Source organism: Haloprofundus salinisoli (genome assembly GCF_020097815.1).
GTDB lineage: Archaea > Halobacteriota > Halobacteria > Halobacteriales > Haloferacaceae > Haloprofundus > Haloprofundus salinisoli.
The window spans coordinates 236,052-252,116 of the sequence record NZ_CP083664.1 but is presented as its reverse complement, the minus strand read 5'-3'; the positions used below and the strand labels follow the sequence as shown (position 1 = coordinate 252,116).

Annotated in this window: 15 protein-coding genes; 13 read left to right on the top strand and 2 right to left on the bottom strand. The window is 63.3% G+C overall.

All coding sequences use genetic code 11. The annotated features are described in order from the left end of the window. Positions 1 to 21 precede the first annotated feature (21 nt). A complete protein-coding gene (locus LAQ73_RS16915; RefSeq protein WP_224270868.1) occupies positions 22 to 639 on the bottom strand; it encodes an NUDIX hydrolase N-terminal domain-containing protein in 618 nt (205 codons plus the stop codon). Positions 640 to 780: 141 nt separating this feature from the next. Here LAQ73_RS16915 and LAQ73_RS16910 point away from each other — a divergent pair, with 141 nt between their 5' ends. Beyond that, positions 781 to 1,158 carry a Rid family detoxifying hydrolase gene (locus tag LAQ73_RS16910; RefSeq protein WP_224270867.1) on the top strand — a complete coding sequence of 126 codons (378 nt, stop codon included), beginning with the start codon at positions 781 to 783 and terminating at the stop codon, positions 1,156 to 1,158. Between the two features lie 42 nt (positions 1,159 to 1,200). Here LAQ73_RS16910 and LAQ73_RS16905 read toward each other — a convergent pair whose 3' ends face one another. After that, entirely contained in the window at positions 1,201 to 2,412 is a 1,212-nt protein-coding gene (locus LAQ73_RS16905; RefSeq protein ID WP_224270866.1) for an aminotransferase class V-fold PLP-dependent enzyme, read from the bottom strand. 435 nt (positions 2,413 to 2,847) lie between these two features. On the opposite strand from LAQ73_RS16905, the gene LAQ73_RS16900 reads away from it, so the two are divergent. The 12 genes from LAQ73_RS16900 (at position 2,848) to LAQ73_RS16845 (ending at position 16,046) form a co-directional block, all read left to right on the top strand. Beyond that, positions 2,848 to 3,036 carry a hypothetical protein gene (locus tag LAQ73_RS16900; RefSeq protein ID WP_224270865.1) on the top strand — a complete coding sequence of 63 codons (189 nt, stop codon included), beginning with the start codon at positions 2,848 to 2,850 and terminating at the stop codon, positions 3,034 to 3,036. Positions 3,037 to 4,226: 1,190 nt separating this feature from the next. After that, entirely contained in the window at positions 4,227 to 4,910 is a 684-nt protein-coding gene (locus LAQ73_RS16895) for a hypothetical protein (protein ID WP_224270864.1), read from the top strand. Between the two features lie 172 nt (positions 4,911 to 5,082). Beyond that, entirely contained in the window at positions 5,083 to 6,084 is a 1,002-nt protein-coding gene (locus tag LAQ73_RS16890; RefSeq protein ID WP_224270863.1) for a Cdc6/Cdc18 family protein, read from the top strand. Positions 6,085 to 6,517: 433 nt separating this feature from the next. Next, entirely contained in the window at positions 6,518 to 7,087 is a 570-nt protein-coding gene (locus LAQ73_RS16885; protein ID WP_224270862.1) for a hypothetical protein, read from the top strand. Between the two features lie 104 nt (positions 7,088 to 7,191). Then, positions 7,192 to 8,256 carry a TIGR00341 family protein gene (locus LAQ73_RS16880; RefSeq protein ID WP_224270861.1) on the top strand — a complete coding sequence of 355 codons (1,065 nt, stop codon included), beginning with the start codon at positions 7,192 to 7,194 and terminating at the stop codon, positions 8,254 to 8,256. Further along, the gene (locus tag LAQ73_RS16875) at positions 8,253 to 9,383 is read left to right on the top strand and encodes a DUF7972 family membrane protein (protein WP_224270860.1); all 1,131 of its coding nucleotides are present in this window, start codon (positions 8,253 to 8,255) and stop codon (positions 9,381 to 9,383) included. The genes LAQ73_RS16880 and LAQ73_RS16875 overlap by 4 nt, the downstream gene beginning before the upstream one ends. Positions 9,384 to 9,597: 214 nt before the next feature. Then, positions 9,598 to 10,383, top strand: coding sequence for a DUF2182 domain-containing protein (locus LAQ73_RS16870; protein WP_224270859.1), 786 nt, complete (start codon positions 9,598 to 9,600; stop codon positions 10,381 to 10,383). After that, positions 10,380 to 11,354 carry a beta propeller repeat protein gene (locus LAQ73_RS16865; RefSeq protein ID WP_224270858.1) on the top strand — a complete coding sequence of 325 codons (975 nt, stop codon included), beginning with the start codon at positions 10,380 to 10,382 and terminating at the stop codon, positions 11,352 to 11,354. The genes LAQ73_RS16870 and LAQ73_RS16865 overlap by 4 nt, the downstream gene beginning before the upstream one ends. Positions 11,355 to 11,425: 71 nt before the next feature. Then, a complete protein-coding gene (locus LAQ73_RS16860) occupies positions 11,426 to 11,629 on the top strand; it encodes a heavy-metal-associated domain-containing protein (protein ID WP_224270857.1) in 204 nt (67 codons plus the stop codon). Between the two features lie 108 nt (positions 11,630 to 11,737). After that, entirely contained in the window at positions 11,738 to 13,180 is a 1,443-nt protein-coding gene (locus LAQ73_RS16855) for a permease (RefSeq protein ID WP_224270856.1), read from the top strand. After that, entirely contained in the window at positions 13,177 to 14,499 is a 1,323-nt protein-coding gene (locus tag LAQ73_RS16850) for a hypothetical protein (protein ID WP_224270855.1), read from the top strand. Before LAQ73_RS16855 ends, LAQ73_RS16850 begins: the two co-directional genes overlap by 4 nt. Next, complete coding sequence (locus tag LAQ73_RS16845) at positions 14,496 to 16,046, top strand: cbb3-type cytochrome c oxidase subunit I (protein WP_224270854.1); 1,551 nt, start codon at positions 14,496 to 14,498, stop codon at positions 16,044 to 16,046. The genes LAQ73_RS16850 and LAQ73_RS16845 overlap by 4 nt, the downstream gene beginning before the upstream one ends. Positions 16,047 to 16,065: the final 19 nt, after the last annotated feature.

Sequence of the window (16,065 nt, the reverse complement as noted above, 5' to 3'; positions counted from 1 at the left end):
GCCGTTCCGCCCGTTCCTGGGTCAGTCGTTCGTCTCGCAGTCGCTCCGCTGGCCGAACGTCTCCGTTGCCGCGTCGAGCGCAGCTCTGGCGTACGTTTCGTGCGCCTTGTGCCAGACGGGGACGTCAGCTATCTCCCAGTAGTCGAGCGCCTCTCCCTCGTGGGAGCGTTCGAGCGACCCGCCCTCGACCGCACAGCGGTAGAGCACGTCGACGCGGCCGTGCGGGCCAAACCGTTCGCTCGGTGCGTAATGATAGACATCGACCAGTTCGGTCACCGAGACGTCGAGTCCCGTCTCCTCGCGCGTCTCGCGGACCGCGGCCTCGGCCGGCGACTCGTTCGGGTCGACCCATCCGCAGGGGAGACACCACGTCCCGTCGTCGGCGCGCCGCATCAAGAGGATGCGACCCGCCGAATCGAACACGGCGGCCTCTGCGCCGACCTTCGGCGTGACGTGCCCGAGTTCGGCGGCGAAGCGCTCCCGGACGTCGTCGCTCGGGAGGTCGAGTACCTCCCCGTAGTACCGACACGTCAGTTCGAGTATCCGCTCGTATCGCTCCTCGTCGTAGGGGTTGTCGGCGTATCTGAGGCCGTTCTGGCTCAGCACGCGCAGCTCGTCCAACAAGCGCATGAGGTCCATGTGTGGGTTTGAAGCCGGTTCGGGCGGACAGCTGTTAACTGTCATAGTGGGTGTGCGAGGGGGTTGGCTCTAGCAGACGCGGTGCCTGCGAGGAGGCGAGAGTAACCACTAAGAACACAGGAGTATTCGTCACGGACGCGCATGGAAGAGATTCACACGGACGCAGCACCGGCCAGCATCGGTCCGTTCTCGCAAGCGATTCGAGACGGCGACCGCATCTTCGTCTCCGGGCAGGGTCCCGTCGACCCCGAGTCCGGCGACGTCGTCAGCGACGACATCGGCGAACAGACCGCACAGACGCTCGACAACGTCGCCGCCGTCCTCGAAGCCGGCGGGAGCTCGCTCGACAGCGTCGTGAAGGCGACGGTGTTCGTCACCGACATGGCGAACTACGACGCCATCAACGAGGTGTACGGCGAGTACATGAGCGACCCGTACCCCGCCCGGAGCGCCGTCGAAGTCGCCGACCTCCCCATCGACATCGGCGTCGAAATCGAGGTCGTCGCGGCGGTCGAGTAGTCGGACGGTCGACCGACGGCCGAGTAACTTACCGGCGCACGACTACGCGAGGTGGTCCCGAATCCGCTCGGCGACGTACTCTGCACCGTCGTCGGAGAGACACATCGGGTTGACTGTGAACCCACCGTCGAGGAGGTCGTCTGAGCCGACGAAGATGCGTGGGTTCTCCTTTCTGAGCGTGCCGACGAGCTCTACTGCGTCGAGCGCGGCCACTTCGGGATCGATCTCGACGTAGAGTTCGGGGGCAACCATTAGCTTCCCACCGGGTTCACGTCTCGTCGTCACGCCGGAGAGGCCTTCGAGACCCCCCGTGACGATGTCGAGTCGGTTGTTCCATTCCGTAGTGAGTGCGTCCTGATCCTCGTCGATGAACGCTTCCAACGCCGCGATGAGCCCGACGAGTTCCTCTTTACCGACTTTGAGTGGTCGCCCGATTCCTTGTCGAGGAACGCCGTCGAGAGCCTCCTTGTCGAACAGTTCCGTCGGTGGTTCCCAGACCGATTCGGCGACGTGCATGTCGAGGTGTTGCAGCGCCGCCGAGCGGACGTACTCGCGCTTTCCCGCGAGGATACCTGTCGTCTGCGGGCCGCGGATAGCTTTCCCGCCGCTGAAGACGACCATATCCGCGCCCGCCTCGACGAACGCCGAGAGGTTCTCCCGCGGCGGTACCTCGGCGGCGGCATCGACGATGACTGGGACGTCGTGGTCGTGGGCTACTTCGACGACTTCCTCTAACGGCGGCGTGCTGTACACTTTCTGCATGTAGCCGACGGCGACCGTCTTTTCGGTTATTGCGTCGGCAATCTCCCACGGCTCGGTGCTGTTCGACCCCGTTCCGAGGTAGTTGTCGTTGTTACCGACGTCGACGATTCGTGCACCCGCGGCGCGGAATGCATGGTCGTAGCCGTTGCGATGGGTTCGAGGCATCACGATTTCGTTCGGGACATCGTCCGTCTCCGGGAGCCTCGCCATCGTTCCGAGGTCGTCGCCGGCGATCGCCGCTGCCGCCGCGAGTGTCATGCAGGCGGCCGCACCGCTGCCGACGTATCCCGCCTCTGCACCGGTGACTTCGGAGATGAGTTCTCCCGCCCGGACCTGTAAATCGGAGAGGCGGACGAACGCCTCCGCCGCCCGACTCATCGCCTCGACCGCTTCCGGTCGGATTCGACTGCCGCCAATGCGCGTTTTCGTACCCGCTGCGTTGACGACGTTCGGGACGCCCAACTCGTCGTAGATAGTGGATTCGTACTCCATGGCTCGGCACTCGCCACCATCTCTACGGCCATCGGTAATGAATCACACTGCTGGACGACGCGACCCGCTCCGACGAGGACACCGCTCACCGCGTAGGTCCATCGACCACGCCGTCGGTAGAGAGCGAATCGACTGCGGATAAGCTCCCATACGTCGCAGCGACGAACTCGGCTTTGACGGTTTCACCGGAAGCGGGCATCTTCATGGTCCCGGACGCGCGTTGGCCACACGTATCACCAGGGTATGCCGTCGTCGGTTCGAGTCCGACGTTATACGTTCGACTCCAGAACGGAGATTCGGCGTATCTGCTGAAGGGTTGCCAGTACCGCAGTGACTCGAATTGGTTGTCGGAAATCGCAGTACGAACCCGAGGTCAAGATCCGGGTTCGTGAGCGCGTACCAACCCTCACTCAAATCGATAGCGTGGGCGAGGTCGTGGAGTTCGGCATCTTGGCCTGGGATATCTGTCGAGAAATCTACCTCACTGCCGTCGTGACCCGGTACGTTCGGCCAGTCGAACTCCGCTCTGCTCTGAAGGCGTCGGTTCGGATAGCCGTCACCGTAGTCTTCGACGACGCCGCGACTGGCGGGGACGTCCAGACGCGCACCGGGTGCGAGAAGTGAACCGAGTGCGTGTGTTGTCGTTAAACATCCTTAGATTCAACTTTGACTTAGTTTATTACCTTTCCGCAACTGTGTAGCTTCGGTTCGTTACCGTGGAGTGTCAGCTCACGTTCGGCGGAGAACGGGTAGTGAACGAGTTCTACTTCGAGTCGGATCGATACCGCACCGTCGTCCGCGCGGGTTACCGGTTTTTCGATTACTATCTAGATAGCGAAGTAACTGTCCGAAACCGACGCGATAAACGACTAGTTGCAGTACTCTAATCACAACTACCAGTTAGTTCTAGCAGTAAAAACAGACCTATAGTTGAAATCGAACGGGCCCGAAGCTACTGCCGATCACGCGGCGAGGGTGACGATTCGTCAGACAGAACCATAGACCGAGTTGGAGTTAGAACCAACTCGACCAAACACTAATTCTCGGTGTGGCCTCGAAACTGTAAATTTACGGACCGAGTAGCAGGATACCATCGTCTGACATGTATCAGCGTTGTAGGATATGCTCAGAGTTTTGATGGTTCCACTCCACACGTCTCTTGCCGGGGTGAGGGCCGATCTCACGCTGGAATCACAGAGGCACCCATCATCGCTCTGTCCCCGCAGACGGGCTTTTCGTCGCTCCCGGTTCTCGATGTGTCGATACCTCAATTTCCGATCACGGAGGACCCGTGGCAGCGGTCTTTGCCGACAAATTGATAATTGTCTGGTCGGTACCAAAGGATGGGCGGAAGGTACCGTGTTTGGTTAGGTTCTTGCACTGATACTCCCCGCCCACCTTTCTGTTCCAAATCGTCCCCGCTGTCGATACACGAGCGATAGCGACGTGTCGAGGTCGGCAATCGAACGCGTTTCCGAGCGTCGCTAACGGTTCTGGGGTCGCTTCGAGCGATCCGCCGCGCCAGCCGCAGTGAGAAGGGCGAAAACGAGCGTGACCGTGACGGCGAACGAGTCAATATTGCGCGTAGAAGGCATTCTTTCTATGCTTCTAAATCAGCGTTATGAATAAATTTTTATTGTGTTTATACAGAAAATAACATGGGAATAAAGAGTATCTCTTTTATGATAGACTTCAATGTGATATCTATTCAGTCGATTCAGCTCGTCTTCATGCGGGACTGACACCCCTCCAGAGACTCAAAGAGACGTTTGTGCTTACGCCGTGGTTATCTCCCCACCGGACAATCTACCTGTATGTCCCCGACACGACGAACGACGTTGAAGGCGGCCGGTATGCTCTCTATCGCGGCACTCGCCGGTTGTACGTCGATCACAGAAACTCCCAGAGGCGGCAATTCGGACGGCCAGAACGGAAGCAACGGCTCAGGTAACCACGGAAACGAGTCCAACCTGCCGGGTGGTAACGACTCCGGCGGTTCGGGCGACACGCGTCCGGCTGGCACCGGTGGTCCGGGCGTCGTCATCTCCGACACCGACGACGCGCCCGAGCTCCCCGTCGTCCCGAGCGTCGAACTGACCGAGGACGTCGCCACCGACGAACACCCCCCGCAACTCCGCGTGACGATAACCAACGAGAGCGACCGGACAGTCCGACTCGGAGAGGGTCGAGACGTGTTCTTTCAGTACGTCGCCGACACCGAGAACTACCTGACGCTCCTGCCCACGGGCGACGAGTACGACGCTGAGCCGGGGTGCTGGCGTCTCGCCGAACCGATTGCGATAACCGAGGAGTACCGGATGGTCACGCTCGAACCCGGCGCGTCGAAGGAGGAACTGGTCGACCTCTACGCGACGCCCCGCGAGGATGCCTGTCTCCCGGTCGGCGAGTTCCGCTTCGAGGCGACCTACACCGTGCTCTCGGAGTCGATGGACTCCGAGGAACAGGCGGCGTGGGGATTCTCGTTGTCACTCGAGTGAACGCACCGTCGTCGAGAGGTACCGGCTCGCGGTAGCTTCTCGAAGCCGTGCCGAGAACGCCGAAACGTTCGAAATCACGCCGTGAAGCGCGTTTTCTACGAGCGACACGGTACGCGTTACGTGGTCGCCTCGCCAGTGCGGTTTTATCAATAACGCCTTCCTTAGTGTAATCATGATTACCGAAGCTCGAGTACTTCAAGCTGAGTTCAGTCCGAAAGAACTCGAGCATCGTGAACAGGAGGTGGACGTGCTGTCGAACGCTTTAGACCCGATTATGGCGGGCCACCCGGCCGAAACGACGCTCATATTCGGTCCCTCCGGTGCCGGAAAGACCTGTATCGCGCGTTTCACCGTCGGGCGACTACAGGAAGCGGTCGAAGAGATTAATCAGCAGTACGTCAACTGTTGGGAGGATTACACTCGCTTTCGTGTCCTCTACCGCATCCTCGAAGGTATCGGCCGGGCGGCCGACGTTCACAGACAGTCGACTCCGCGCGACGAATTGTTAGAGCGGCTCCGACAGTACGACGGACCGCAGTACGTCGTCATCCTCGACGAAGTCGACCAGTTAGAGGACCGGCGCGTGTTGTACGACCTCTATCGGATACGAAATATCTCGATGGTACTCATCACGAACCGCGAAGCGGAACTGTTCGCCCAGATGGACGAGCGACTCACCAGTCGGTTCCGGAGCGCCGTTCGCATCCAGTTCGAACGCTACACACTCGACGAACTGGTGTCGATACTCTCTGCGCGCGCACGATGGGGACTGACAGCGGGCGCCGTCGAGAGACGACATCTCGCGCTCATCGCGGACGCCGCGGCGGGCGACGCTCGCGTGGCTATCGGTATCCTCCGGAACGCCGCCCACCGGGCGTCTCGCCGCGGCGTCGACGAGATCTCGATGGATATCGTACACAAATCGATTCCGGACGGCAAGGACGAGGTACGACAGAAGACCATCGAGCAGTTCACGGACCACCAACGGATACTCTACGGCGTTCTCACCGAGGCGGGGGAGATACGGCCGGGAGACCTGTACGACCGGTACTGCGAGCGCGTCGACAACCCGAAGACGCGGCGGACGATTCGTAACTACCTCTCGAAGATGGACCACTACAAACTCGTCGTCTCAGACGGCAACGGACGAAACCGAACGTATCGCCCGCGCTGACTGGACAGGTCGAAGCGGAAAACGACAACGGGACCGAATGAGAGCGGAAAAGCGAGATGAAGTTCTGTCAAGAGCGCTAGATTGGCGGCCGAAATCGAGAGATTCGTCTGTCGTCGCAGTAGTTTTGCGTGTTCTCGTCGTCTCTTTCGGAGCGCTTCGAGACGGCTGTCGGGTCGATACCGGAATTTCCGGAAACGCCTCTGAACGGTATAACCGACTCCGGGGAGTAGTCCGGTTCATGGTCCAAATGGAGGCTGACCGACATATATCTCGCCACCGACGAACGGAGAAACGTTCACCCAGATTGTGGGGTTATTTTCGGAATGTGTGAGATATATAACTATATGCGACGTATCCGATTAGTGCATCCGGTCCGGACGACGCGCTTCGGCGCGGATGACCTCCTGACCGAGACAGTGATAACAATAGACAGATGAGAGGAGACAACGCATTCTGCCCGAAGAGCGGCGCACCGCTCTCGAAGAATCGACACTACGACCACTGTGGCCGTGCGGCACGCGCCGTTGAAGACGATAGCGCGTCTCGCCGGGCCGGAACCGTCGGCGAACTCACCAACGGGGCGCAGCGGTCGTCGCGGACGGCGCTATTCCGGTACTTCCGGCGGAGCCACGAGCGTCAATTCGACGCCGATACGGCGCTGTACCGGACGGCGACGCTCGCACTACGGCGCCTGAAGACGACGGCCACCGGTCGGCAGGAGTGGGACGATATCGTCTGGTTCGCACTGCACGCTCGACTCGACCGGAAGGGCCACGACGCGACGTGGATGCTCGCACACGTCGACCTCCGCTGTCCCCGTTGCGGCGGACGACTCCGTTACACCGACTGCGGGTCGGGAGAGATATTCGCTACGTGCGTCGTCGACTGCACCGACGACAACGCCGACCGCCTCGATGAGATTCGGACGCTCGTCGCGAACCTATACGCGGCGACGTACCCCGACGACGATGGTCCGGGAGTCGACGACCTACTCACGTTTTGAACTGTTTTCGAAGCCGTATCCGTCCGTTCAGAGCGATAGGTGTGCCCCGCTGTCGCTCACGTCCGCAACCGACCCTCCCAGCCATGCCCCGCGAAATGCCCGATATGATGCACGAAGACATGCGATTGCTCGAAGTGATGACGTTCTCGGAGTCGACGCACCACGAAGTCGCTGCACTCCTCGAAGAGGACGGTCTCGACTACGTCGTCACCGATCACACCGACAGCCCCGGCGCGCCGGGCATCGTTTCGGTGCCGATCCCCACGCAGACGGTCGAGCACGTTCAGAGCCGTCTCGAAACCCTCGACGCCGACGAGATGTACACGGTCGTCGTCGCACCCGAGGCGGTCGTCGCGACGACCGAAGACGGCAAACGGGCGTACGGCCGGTACGAGGGCCTCGAACACGGCGGTATCTCTCGAAGCGAGCTCGATTCGAAAGCGGCCGACCTCATCCCGGACCTCGGAACGTACGCGGTGATGACGGCGATCAGTGCGTTCGTCGCGACCGCCGGCGTGTTGATGGGGTCGGCGACGGTGCTCGTCGGCGCGATGGTCATCGCCCCCATCATCGGACCGCTCATGGCGACGAGCGTCGGGACAGTGCTCGACGACCAGTCGCTGTTCGGTCGGAGCCTCCACTACCACGCCGTCGGCGGCGTTACCGCACTCGTGAGCGCGGTTTTGTTCGCCGCGCTTGTCCGCGAGACGACCTTCGTCACCCGAACGTTCGAGGTCACCGAACTCGTTCGAGTCGGCGGCCACACCGCACCACAGGTGCTCTTACTGGTCATCGCATTCAGCGCAGGTATCGCGGGCGCTCTCAGCATCTCGACGAGCGGCACGCTCGACCTCGTTGGCGTGATGATCGCCGCGGCGGTGGTCCCGCCGGTCGGCGTCGCGGGAGTCGGTATCGCGTGGGGTCGGCCGGCGGCGGTTTTCGGCGCGTCGGCCGTCGTCCTCATCAACGTTCTCTCGGTCTGTCTCGCGTCGATACTCACGCTGTGGTACCTCGGCTATCATCCCGATAGCTGGGCACACCTCCGAAAGACGCGAACGCAGATGCTCGTCCGCGTCGCGGTGCTCGGAGTGAGTATCGTCGCGCTCGTCGCGTTCTTGGACGTCGTCGACACGACTTCGGTCGAGCGTCTGGCGGAGGTGCTCCGATGAGTGACAGCGAAGAGGAAGAGGCGGGCGAGCGACTGAGAGATGCCGCGACGGTCGCATACGGCGCCCTCGCTCTCCTCATGCGATTCGGTCAGGTGGTCGTCGCAGGGTTGGCCGTCGGCGTCGCACTGGTGACCGACGACGACCGCCGTCGGGCGTTCAAACAGTGGTTCCTGCTCGAAGGCGACCGCTGGGCTATCGTCGGCGGCATCACCGCCGTCGTCTTCCTCGCGACCTTTGTCCTCGCGCGCACCGACGTCTTCGGCGTCGGGCAGAGCGGGTTCGTGACCAACATGTTCAGCGCGTTCATCTCCGGGCTGTTCTCGTTCGTCCCCATCGTTATCACGGTGAATCAGCTCACCGTATCGCAGTTGATGGAGTCGCCGAAGGGCCTGCGCGAGCAGATACGGGGCGTTCGCACTCTCCGTTCGGAGATGGCTGAACTACAGGCGGGCGACGGCCCCCCGCCGACGGAACCGGCGCTGTTTCTGAGCGACGTGGTCGAGAGCGTTGTGACGCGGACGGTCGAACTCCGAACCGTCGTCGAACGCGTCGGCGATCCAGAACTGGTCGATTCGATCGACGAACTCGTCGCCACCGTCGACAGAGAGACCGACGAGATTCGGACGCGACTCAACGGGAGTCATCTCCGACTCATCGTCGTGTTGCTGCCGATGATGGGTGACCCGTACTCGGAGTCGATAAATCGGATCCGGCGGATTCGGGCCGAACACTACGACCGACTGCCGGGCAGAGCGACGGACCTCCTAGACGAACTGGAGGAACTACTGCTCTCGCTCGACGTGCTCAGACAGTACTTCAAAGCCATCTACATCCAGCAGGAACTGTCGAACCTCTCGCGGCTCATCGGCTACTCCGGCGTCGGCGCGTTCTTCGTCGCAATGTACGTCATCATGGTGTTCGCTAACGGCGAACCGCTGCCGAACGCCCCCGTGCTTCTCGACGGACTCGTGAGTCTCGCAATCACGCTGGAGACGATTCCGTTCGTCATTCTGCTCTCGTTCGTCCTCCGCATCGCCACGATCGCGAAGCGGACGGCCGCACCCGGCGCGTTCACGCCGCGGCGAGAGTCGCCGAAGATGGCGACGAACCGGCCGGAGGAACCGTGAATCCGGTAGCCTACCGGACCGTGACGGACCGAAACGCAGCGTGTTGGCACTCGCTGCCACCACCGGAGCGCGCGGCGTGCGAGAACCACCACCGCATCGCATTTGCACGAAGACGCTCGAACAGCCCCCGAATCGAACAGTTCTCCGAAACCGCCCCGAAATCGGGGCACCCAGTTCTCAGAGACCAGCAATGTCAGAGACTTTCCGACAGACAATGAAGCGTCGTATCGAACAGATTTCCGCGGTATCCGCCGGTGGGTTCCCCCGAACTACGACGGCGATGCTCGCCACGACGGCCGTCCTATGGACCGTCCTGCTGAACGGCTGGCTCCCGATGCCGATGGTGGGCGCGCCCGGACCGATGTCGGCACCCGGCGTTCCCGAAGCCATCGGCACTGCGAACGGAGTCTCCGGTGCCGTCGCCTACCTCCTGATGTGGGGCGTGATGATGTCGGCGATGATGTACCCCGCGATGACGCCGTTCGTTCGCCGGTACGTCCAGCAACTCGACGGTACTCCGGCCCGGAAAAGTCTCGCCGTCGGAGAATTCCTCCTCGCATATAGCTTCGTCTGGACGGTCACCGGTGCGGTCCCGTTGGCTCTCGACAGCCTCGTCGGCATCCACGCCGCCGTGACCGGAAACGGCCGACTCGTCTACGGCGTGATGCTCGGGTTCGTCGGCCTCTACCAGCTCACGGCGTTCAAACACCGCTCGCTCCGCGACTGCTGCACTGCCGTCGACGCCCCCGCGGCAATGCTCGGCACGGGTGTCCGTCGGGGTCTCCGTCACGGGATAAAATGCGTCCGCTGTACGTGGCCTATCTTCGCGCTCATGGTCGCCATCGGGTCGATGAACTTCTTCTGGATGGCCGTCCTCACCGGGGTCGTCACCATCGAGCGCCTCCCGGTCTGGGGTGAAGATATCGCCATCGCGACGGGCGTCACCGCCGGAGTCGCGGGAATGCTCGTCCTGTTCGTCGGCCTGCCACTCTTCGTATGAGCGGGGAGCAGTCGAACCGAGCGATAACCCGACGCGCGGCGATTTCGACGGGCGCAGCCGTGCTCGCGACGATGGCTGGCTGCCTCGGCGGCACGCGACCCAGTCACGGGTGGAACGAGGTGAACGCCCCTACCGACGGCGCGCTGTACGACGTCGTGATGACGCTCGACGGGCCGGTCGCAGTCGGTGAAGGCGGTGTCGTCGTCGGCCGCAGGGAGAGCGAGTGGCAGGCGATTACCGAAAATGGGCCAGGCGGCGCGTCGAACGGTCTCGTCGCCGCTGACGTGACCGACGACGGGAACGCGGTCTGGTTCGCCGGTGACAGCGGCGCTATCGGCCGCCTGAACGTCGTCTCGGGGCGGATTACGGACTACTCCGCGCCGAGCGGGAAGACGAGTTCGTGGGAGGGCGTCGCCGTCGACGGTCGGTCGGGTAACGAGTCAGTGTACGCCGTCAACGGTTCCGGCGAACTCCTGCCCGGAACGTACGGCGGTGGGACCGTCAGTTGGGGCGCGGTCACTAAGCCGAGCGGCGGCGAGAGCGTCGCTGCCATCGACGTCCGCCACGGTACCGGCTTCGTCGCCGACACCGGCGGCGGCGTCTACCGGACGACCGGAGACGGCTGGCGGACCGTCGGTATTCGCGGCGCTGGCGTCTCGCTCACCGACCTCTCAGTCGTCGACGACGCGCTCGTCGACGTGACCACCGAAGAAGGCGAAATCTACGCCTACAACGGCCACAACTGGCTCTCGGTTACGACCGGGAAGTCGGCACTGCACGCTATCGACCGACGGTCCGAGCGCGGCCTCGCCGTCGGTGTCGGTGGGGCCATCCAATCGCTCGACGCCAGCCAGTGGCGGTCGCAGGAGTCGCCGACCTCGAACACGCTCCACGGCTGTGCGCTCGGCTCTGCGTCCTACGCAGACGTCGCCGTCGGCGCGAACGGCATGGTCCTCGAACTGTTTAGTTAGATTCGAATAAAGTTGAATTATATTTGCATTACTCCTTATTTATTGCCGCGCCATTCCTCGTATCGACTGCGATGCGAGGATACACACTCGAGGTAATTGGCATGCACTGCGACGGCTGCGAACGAATCGTCACCCGGAACGTCTCAAACGTCATCGGCGTCCGGGAAGTCACCGCGAACGCGGAAACGGGGAAAGTCCACGTTCGCTGCACCGACGACTCGGTGGAGTACGTCCACAGGGCCATCACCGATGCCGGGTACGGCGTCGCAAACTGAGGCACACACAATAGAATGGTACCCGATTCCCGCTGACGTGTCCGGCGTCGTCCGGACGTTCCCTCCACCATTTTCGTCCGAATCCATGCGATACAACAGAGCCAACTCATGTCGATAGGAGACCAGACCGTTCGAGCAGCAGAACTCATCGTCGGAATGACCTGGGAGACGTGGTGGGCGCTCGTCCTCGGCTTCACCCTCTCGGGGGCCGTCGAGGCGTTCGTCAGCGAAGAGCGGATGACCGAGATACTCGGCGACGACGGCTGGAGAGAGGCTGCCCTCGGCACCGCCTTCGGGGCGGCGGCGTCGAGTTGCTCGTACTCGGCCGTCGGCACCGCTCGCACACTGTTCAAGAAAGGCGCATCCGGCGTCGCCGCGCTCGCTGCGTTCATGTTCGCGAGCACCGACCTCGTCTTCGAACTCGGCCTCGTGATATGGGTGCTTCTCGGCTGGCAGTTCGTCCTCGGCGAGTACGTCGGCGGCCTCGTCGCCGTCGCCGTGATGGTCGCCGCGTTCCGGTACGTCGTCCCCCAATCGTGGTTCGAGGACGCGCGCGAACGCGTCCGAGCACACGACGACGACGAGTGCGCCGCCTGCGGTATGGACGCCGGCGACGACGATGCGGTGTACGTCGACGCGTTTCCCGATGCGGTCTTCTGCTGCGAGGGCTGTCTCACCGCCTACGAGGCGCGTACCGATGTCGCAGGCGATAGCTCGCTTGGCGAGCGCGTCCTCTCTCGTGCCGGATGGAAGAGCGCCGCGAGCGCCACGACGAAAGACTGGGAGATGCTATGGGACGACATCGCCGTCGGCTTCGTCGTCGCGGGTCTCGTCGGCGCGTTCGTTCCGACGGCGTGGTGGACGGCGCTGTTCAGCGCCGACGGGAGTTTCGAGGCCGTCGTCGTCAACGTCGTTCTCGGCGTCGTCATCGGGGTTCTCACGTTCATGTGTTCGGTCGGGAACGTCCCGTTCGCGCTCGTCCTCTGGACGAACGGGTTGCCGTTCGGCGGGATTCTAGCGTTCATCTACGGTGATCTGCTCATCCCGCCGCTCGTGAACCTCTATCGCAAGTACTACGGCTGGCGACTCGCCGCCGCGCTCTCGCTGTCACTGTTTCTCTCCGCAGTCGTCGCGGGCGCGGTCGTCCACGTCGTCTTCGACGGCATTGGGCTGATTCCGCCGCAGGGAACCGTCGATGGAACGCTCTCGGGCGAGTACACGACGGTGCTGAACCTCGCGTTGACGCCGGTGTTTCTCGCGCAGGTGTACGTGACGTTCGGTCGTGACGGCATCGAGCGGCGACTCGTGACGGGCGCGGCGAAATTCCTGCGCCTCGCCGAATGGATCGTCGGCACGGTGGCCGTGCTCGGAACAGCCGTCGGCGTCGTCGCCAACGTCCTCGACGCGCTCGGAGAGATGCTTTACGACGTTGGCGGACGCTCCCGGGAGACGGTTCGACGCGCCCGGCTCCGAGCAATTCGGCGGTGGCGGAGCCGACCGAACGCGGAGGCGACCGACGAAACGGCAGGAACCGCGGAGGGTGACGAATGAGCGAGAAATCGGCGCTCGACGAGATTCGGTCGGCGGTTCGGGATATCGTCGGAGCCGCGCGCGACTGTGACAGTAGACAGACGAACACACCAGCAGCGTTCGCCGTCGCCGTCGCAGGATTAGAGGGACTCACCTACGCGGTCGGTCGGTTCGTCCCCGAGTTCCTCCGGTCGTTCGGTGCCGGACCGACGGTTATCGGCCTCTACGGCACCCTCGGTATCGCGCTCGCACTTCTGTTTCGAAGTCGGGGGCGGCCATCGGTAGTCGTCGGGTTGAGACGCTCACTGGCGTTCGTGGTCGTCGGCGTCGGTCTCTGGTCGGTCGTCCCGCTCGTCGCATCTCGGTCGGCGATACCGGGATGGGTGCTCGTCTTCGTCGGTCTCGGTCTGATAAGCGTCCGATATGCGCTCCCGGCGACGCTCGGCGGCGCGGTCGGCATCGCGACCACGGGGTCGCGACTGGACGATGGCAACGTCGATCGGACGGTCTGGACGTTCGGTGCGCTGGTGGTAACGACTGCAGTGATGACTGCAGCGGCGGTGCGCCCCGGCGTACAGATACTCTCGCTTCTCGCCGCGACCGTCGGCGTCGCGGCGCTGGCGCTGGCGGCGAGTGGCGAAATCGGGAGCTTCGGAAGAGCCGGCGAAACCGATAACGGACAGCCGGACGGCCGATCGTCGTCACCGCCGATACAGCTCTCGTTGGTTCCGCTCCAGACGACGACCGGCCGACGCCGTGCGGTGCTCGTCGGTGACCTCCTTCGGCGACTCTCGCTCGCGCTCGTCGTCGTCTTCGTCGTCGTCACCGTCGTCTCGTTTCACGCACCGGCGGTGACGGTGTTCGGGTCGACGCTGTCCCCTGACGCGGTATTCGGCGTCCTCCTATGTCTCGAACTGCTCGGCGAAACGCTCGGTCGGCGCGTCGCCGGATGGGCAACGCGGACGGTCGGTCGGGAACGTGTCGCCGCCGTCTCGGTGGCGCTGACAGCGCTGTTTCCAGTATTGTTGGTCACCGCACCGGCGAGTCTTCCGGGACTGTCGCTGTTGTTCCTCGGGTTCGGCTTCCGGCGAGTCGGTACCGAGGCCCGTCGTGCGCTCGTCGACGCCGCGGTCGGCACACGGTCCGCGACGGCCGCCGCCGAGTATCGGGCAGCCCGCGACCTCGTCGTCGTTCCCGCGCCCGTCGTCGGCGGTGTGCTCTTCTGGTACAGCCCCGTGCTCGCGTTCAGCATTGCGACAGCCGTCGGCGGTCTCGCGCTCCGCGAGTACCTGCGTCTCCTCGTCGGGAGGACGCCGACGTGGGCGGAGGACGACGGATGAGCCGACCCGGTTCCGTTCCGAAGACGCCGGTCGTTCGGTGGCTGACGACGCTCGACCACCGCGACATCGGGGTGATGTACGTCGTCTTCGGCGCGGTCGCTGGAGTATGGGGTGCGACCGACGCGATGGCAGTTCGGACGGAGTTACTCTCGCCGGGCCTCGCCGTCTGGGACGCCGCGACCTACAACGCGTTCTTCACGACGCACGGGCTGACAATGCTGTTCTTCTTCGCGACGCCCGTCGCGCTTGGACTGGCGAACTACGCCGTCCCGCTGCTCGTCCGCGCCGATGACATGGCGTTCCCGCGCGTCAACGCGGTCGCATTCTGGCTGCTGCCGCCCGCGTTACTGCTCGCTCGTGCCGGTATCGTCGGCCAACTGCTCGGAATTCCTGACCTCGCCCCACCGGCGACGGGATGGACGTTCTACGCGCCGCTCGCAACACAGCAGGCCGGTCACGGCGTCGACCTCGTCCTCCTGGGACTGCATCTCGGCGGCGTGAGCACCATCGCCAGCAGCGTCAATCTCGTCGTGACGATCGCCGTTGTCCGCGACGATTCGGTGTCGTGGGCGTCGCTCGACATCTTCTCGTGGACGATGCTGACGACGGCAGGGTTGGTGCTGTTCGCGTTTCCCGTTCTCGGGAGTGCGATGGTGATGCTCCTCGCCGACCGCAACTTCGGAACGACGTTTTTCGCCGTCGACGCCGGTCCGGTGCTCTGGCAACATCTCTTCTGGTTCTTCGGCCACCCCGAAGTGTACATCCTCGTCCTCCCGGCGATGGGAATCGTGAGCCACGTCCTCCCGCAATTCGCGGGACGTAAACTGTTCGGCTTTCGCGCGGTGGTCTACTCGACGCTCGCCATCGGGGTCCTCTCGTTCGGCGTCTGGGCGCACCACATGTTCGCCACCGGCCTCGACCCGCGCCTCCGCGCGTCCTTCATGGCGGTCACGCTCGCTATCGCCGCTCCGAGCGCCGTCAAGACGTTCAACTGGATCGCGACGCTCTGGAACGGGGCGATTCGACTGACTGCACCAATGTTGTTCTGCGTCGCCGCCGTCGGGAACTTCGTTATCGGGGGCGTGACGGGCGTGTTCCTCGCCTCGATTCCCGTCGACCTCGTGCTCCACGACACCTACTACGTCGTCGGCCACTTCCATTTTCTCCTCGTGGGAACCATCGTCTTCGGCCTCTTCGCCGGAGGCTACTACTGGTTCCCGCTTCTGACCGGGCGGTGGTTCGACCGCGGACTCGCACGCGCGCACTTTTATCTCTCTGCGGTCGGCGTTCCGGCGACGTTTCTCCCCTTTCTCCTCGTCGGGATGGGCGGACTTCCCCGGCGCGTCGCCGCGTATCCACCCGAGTTCGCGCCCTTGCACTACGTCGCTACTCTCGGGGCGTACGTCCTCGGCGTCGGGCAACTGGTGTTCGTCTGGAACGCCCTCGCCTCGGCAGTGGCGGGTGACCCGGTCGACACGACCGACCCGTGGGAACTCGGTCGAACTGGGCAACGAACTCCCGAATGGGAACCGGGTGCGGACCGATGAGCGGGGCGATGGGAGCACG

Bases quoted from the DNA above. Each gene is read 5' to 3' on its own strand.
- LAQ73_RS16905 (WP_224270866.1), bottom strand. From the start codon at position 2,412: ATGGAGTACGAATCCACTATCTACGACGAGTTGGGCGTCCCGAACGTC.
- LAQ73_RS16885 (WP_224270862.1), top strand. From the start codon at position 6,518: ATGAGAGGAGACAACGCATTCTGCCCGAAGAGCGGCGCACCGCTCTCG.
- LAQ73_RS16865 (WP_224270858.1), top strand. From the start codon at position 10,380: ATGAGCGGGGAGCAGTCGAACCGAGCGATAACCCGACGCGCGGCGATT.
- LAQ73_RS16860 (WP_224270857.1), top strand. From the start codon at position 11,426: ATGCGAGGATACACACTCGAGGTAATTGGCATGCACTGCGACGGCTGC.
- LAQ73_RS16870 (WP_224270859.1), top strand. From the start codon at position 9,598: ATGAAGCGTCGTATCGAACAGATTTCCGCGGTATCCGCCGGTGGGTTC.
- LAQ73_RS16895 (WP_224270864.1), top strand. From the start codon at position 4,227: ATGTCCCCGACACGACGAACGACGTTGAAGGCGGCCGGTATGCTCTCT.
- LAQ73_RS16880 (WP_224270861.1), top strand. From the start codon at position 7,192: ATGATGCACGAAGACATGCGATTGCTCGAAGTGATGACGTTCTCGGAG.
- LAQ73_RS16875 (WP_224270860.1), top strand. From the start codon at position 8,253: ATGAGTGACAGCGAAGAGGAAGAGGCGGGCGAGCGACTGAGAGATGCC.
- LAQ73_RS16915 (WP_224270868.1), bottom strand. From the start codon at position 639: ATGGACCTCATGCGCTTGTTGGACGAGCTGCGCGTGCTGAGCCAGAAC.
- LAQ73_RS16855 (WP_224270856.1), top strand. From the start codon at position 11,738: ATGTCGATAGGAGACCAGACCGTTCGAGCAGCAGAACTCATCGTCGGA.
- LAQ73_RS16910 (WP_224270867.1), top strand. From the start codon at position 781: ATGGAAGAGATTCACACGGACGCAGCACCGGCCAGCATCGGTCCGTTC.
- LAQ73_RS16850 (WP_224270855.1), top strand. From the start codon at position 13,177: ATGAGCGAGAAATCGGCGCTCGACGAGATTCGGTCGGCGGTTCGGGAT.
- LAQ73_RS16845 (WP_224270854.1), top strand. From the start codon at position 14,496: ATGAGCCGACCCGGTTCCGTTCCGAAGACGCCGGTCGTTCGGTGGCTG.
- LAQ73_RS16890 (WP_224270863.1), top strand. From the start codon at position 5,083: ATGATTACCGAAGCTCGAGTACTTCAAGCTGAGTTCAGTCCGAAAGAA.